This is a genomic window from Serratia sp. (in: enterobacteria) (genome assembly GCF_046715635.1).
Taxonomy (GTDB): domain Bacteria; phylum Pseudomonadota; class Gammaproteobacteria; order Enterobacterales; family Enterobacteriaceae; genus Chania.
In genome coordinates this window covers 1-2,601 of record NZ_JBKJYW010000085.1, presented here as the reverse complement: position 1 = coordinate 2,601, position 2,601 = coordinate 1, and the positions used below count along the sequence as shown (strand labels likewise).

Below are 2,601 nucleotides of genomic sequence, written 5' to 3'. Positions count from 1 at the left end.
ACATATTTGTATGCAACTCTTCATGAGCCTGGTCGGTATGGTGGTCTTGATCGCCATTGCGGTGCTGCTTTCCAGCAACCGGCGCGCTATTAAACTGCGTACCGTACTCGGCGCGTTTATCATCCAGGTTGGCATTGGTGCGTTGGTGCTCTATGTCCCGGTCGGGCGCCGTATTCTTGGTGGCATGTCGGAAGGGGTGGCAAACGTTATCGCTTACGGTAATGAGGGCATCTCTTTTATCTTCGGTGGCCTGGTTTCCGACAAAATGTTTGAAGTGTTCGGCGGCGGCGGTTTTGTATTCGCCCTGCGCGTGTTACCGGTAATTGTGTTCTTCTCCTCGCTGATTGCGGTGCTCTATTACCTGGGCATTATGCAGGTGGTGATCAAGATCCTCGGCGGTGGTTTGCAGAAACTGTTAGGTACCTCGCGTACCGAATCGCTGTCAGCCACGGCCAATATTTTTGTGGGGCAGACCGAAGCACCGCTGGTTGTGCGCCCATATATCGCCACCATGACCCAGTCGGAGCTGTTTGCCGTGATGTGCGGCGGCCTGGCTTCGGTCGCTGGTTCCGTGTTGGCGGGCTATGCCCAGATGGGCGTACCGTTGGAATATCTGATCGCCGCTTCCTTTATGGCCGCGCCGGGTGGGTTGCTGTTTGCCAAACTGATGGTGCCGGAAACCGAAAATACCCAAGACCGAGCCGATGCGATGAAGCTGATCGCCGAAGACGACCGCCCGGCCAACGTCATCGACGCCGCCGCCTCGGGCGCGGCATCCGGTATGCAGTTGGCGCTGAACGTAGGGGCGATGCTGTTGGCGTTTATCGCTTTGATCGCGCTGCTTAACGGTATTCTTGGCGGTATTGGTGGTTGGTTCGATTTCCCACAGCTGTCACTGGAACTGATCCTGGGCTGGGTGTTCTCGCCAATCGCCTTCCTGATTGGTGTGCCTTGGAGTGAGGCGATGGTGGCCGGTTCGTTTATTGGCCAGAAGGTGATCGTTAACGAATTCGTGGCCTACATGAACTTTGGTGCTTATCTGCGTCCAGATGATGTGGTGGCCGCCGAGGGGCTACAGGTGTTGTCACAGCATACCAAGGCGATCATCTCCTTTGCGCTGTGTGGATTTGCCAACCTGTCTTCCGTGGCGATCCTGTTGGGGGGGTTGGGCAGCATGGCACCAGGCCGTCGTCACGACATTGCCCGTTTCGGGTTGAAAGCGGTGGCCGCTGGGACCTTATCCAACCTGATGAGTGCCACCATCGCCGGATTCTTCCTGGCGTTGTAAGCTATACTTGGTATCAACAACCAGGCCCCAGAAGGGGCTTGGTTGCCTGCATAACGGGCATTCGCCTGATGACCGCCGTCTCTTTAGTGAATTTGTGAACAATATCGCGTTATTTTGTGATGATCTTCACATATAATTCAGTCCTGTTACAGTGCTATCGTGTGTAGTGTGAATCAGAACACAAATATGCCAGAGTGATCGTGTTCAAATAGCGATTGCTGGCTATTCGAAATCGAAGGGCTATGTGCGGTGAGAAGGATCTCAGTTGCTGGCGTGGGAAGACTATCCCGCGCGCTATCTTCAAGGAACCAAGTCCGCTCGCCAACATCAGAGTGCTCAGTTGGAGAGTTTTATGACCGAATTAACCGCAGCAGCGCAACGCGCGCTGAACCTGATGGATTTAACCACGCTGAACGAAGATGACACCGACGAGAAAGTGATCGCGTTGTGTCGTCAGGCGAACAGCCCGGCAGGCCATACTGCCGCCATCTGCATCTATCCGCGTTTTATCCCAATTGCCCGCAAAACGCTGCGTGAGCAGGGGACGCCAGATATCCGTATCGCCACCGTCACCAACTTCCCGCATGGTAATGATGATATCGACATCGCCGTGGCGGAAACCCGTGCGGCCATCGCCTACGGTGCCGATGAAGTTGACGTGGTATTCCCTTACCGTGCCCTGATGGCCGGTAATGAAAGCGTGGGCTTTGAACTGGTCAAACAGTGCAAGCAGGCCTGCGCCGCTGCCAACGTGCTGCTGAAAGTGATCATCGAAACCGGTGAGCTGAAGCAGGCGGAACTGATCCGTAAAGCCTCCGAGATCTCCATTAAGGCCGGGGCTGATTTTATCAAAACCTCTACCGGTAAAGTGCCAGTCAACGCCACGCTGGAAAGCGCTGAGCTGATGATGACCGTGATCCGTGATATGGGCGTAGGCAAAACCGTTGGCTTCAAGCCAGCCGGTGGCGTGCGTACCGCAGAAGATGCTCAACAGTATCTGCAACTTGCCGGGCGTCTGCTGGGAGACGACTGGGCCGATGCGCGCCACTTCCGCTTTGGTGCGTCGAGCCTGTTAGCCAGCCTGCTGACCACGCTGGGGCATAGCACCCAAGCCGCTGGTAACGGTTACTGATTTTCTCTCACGTCTTGTTACGTTGGGGCTGCCAAGCGGCCCCGTTAACGCAGCGCGCAGGCGTATCGAATGACTCTATTTAGCTAAAACAGGGGGCTACTTTGTTCTTGGCACAAGAAATAATCCGTAAAAAACGTGACGGGCAACCGTTGAGCGAAGCCGAGATCCGCTTCTTCATTAA

2 protein-coding genes and 1 pseudogene are annotated in these 2,601 nt (G+C 55.2%); all 3 read left to right on the top strand.

Features of this window, described 5'->3' with window-relative positions; genetic code table 11:
* The first annotated feature begins 22 nt into the window (after positions 1 to 22).
* Entirely contained in the window at positions 23 to 1,288 is a 1,266-nt protein-coding gene (locus ACLQ7H_RS04055; protein ID WP_411751558.1) for a NupC/NupG family nucleoside CNT transporter, read from the top strand.
* A gap of 352 nt (positions 1,289 to 1,640) precedes the next feature.
* Positions 1,641 to 2,420 carry a deoxyribose-phosphate aldolase gene (gene deoC / locus ACLQ7H_RS04050; RefSeq protein ID WP_411751557.1) on the top strand — a complete coding sequence of 260 codons (780 nt, stop codon included), beginning with the start codon at positions 1,641 to 1,643 and terminating at the stop codon, positions 2,418 to 2,420.
* A 101-nt stretch (positions 2,421 to 2,521) separates the two neighbouring features.
* Positions 2,522 to 2,601 (top strand): annotated as a pseudogene (locus tag ACLQ7H_RS04045) (thymidine phosphorylase); the annotation flags it as partial.

Coding starts and splice junctions, on each gene's coding strand:
- ACLQ7H_RS04055 (WP_411751558.1), top strand. CDS start 23: ATGAGCCTGGTCGGTATGGTGGTCTTGATCGCCATTGCGGTGCTGCTT.
- deoC (WP_411751557.1), top strand. CDS start 1,641: ATGACCGAATTAACCGCAGCAGCGCAACGCGCGCTGAACCTGATGGAT.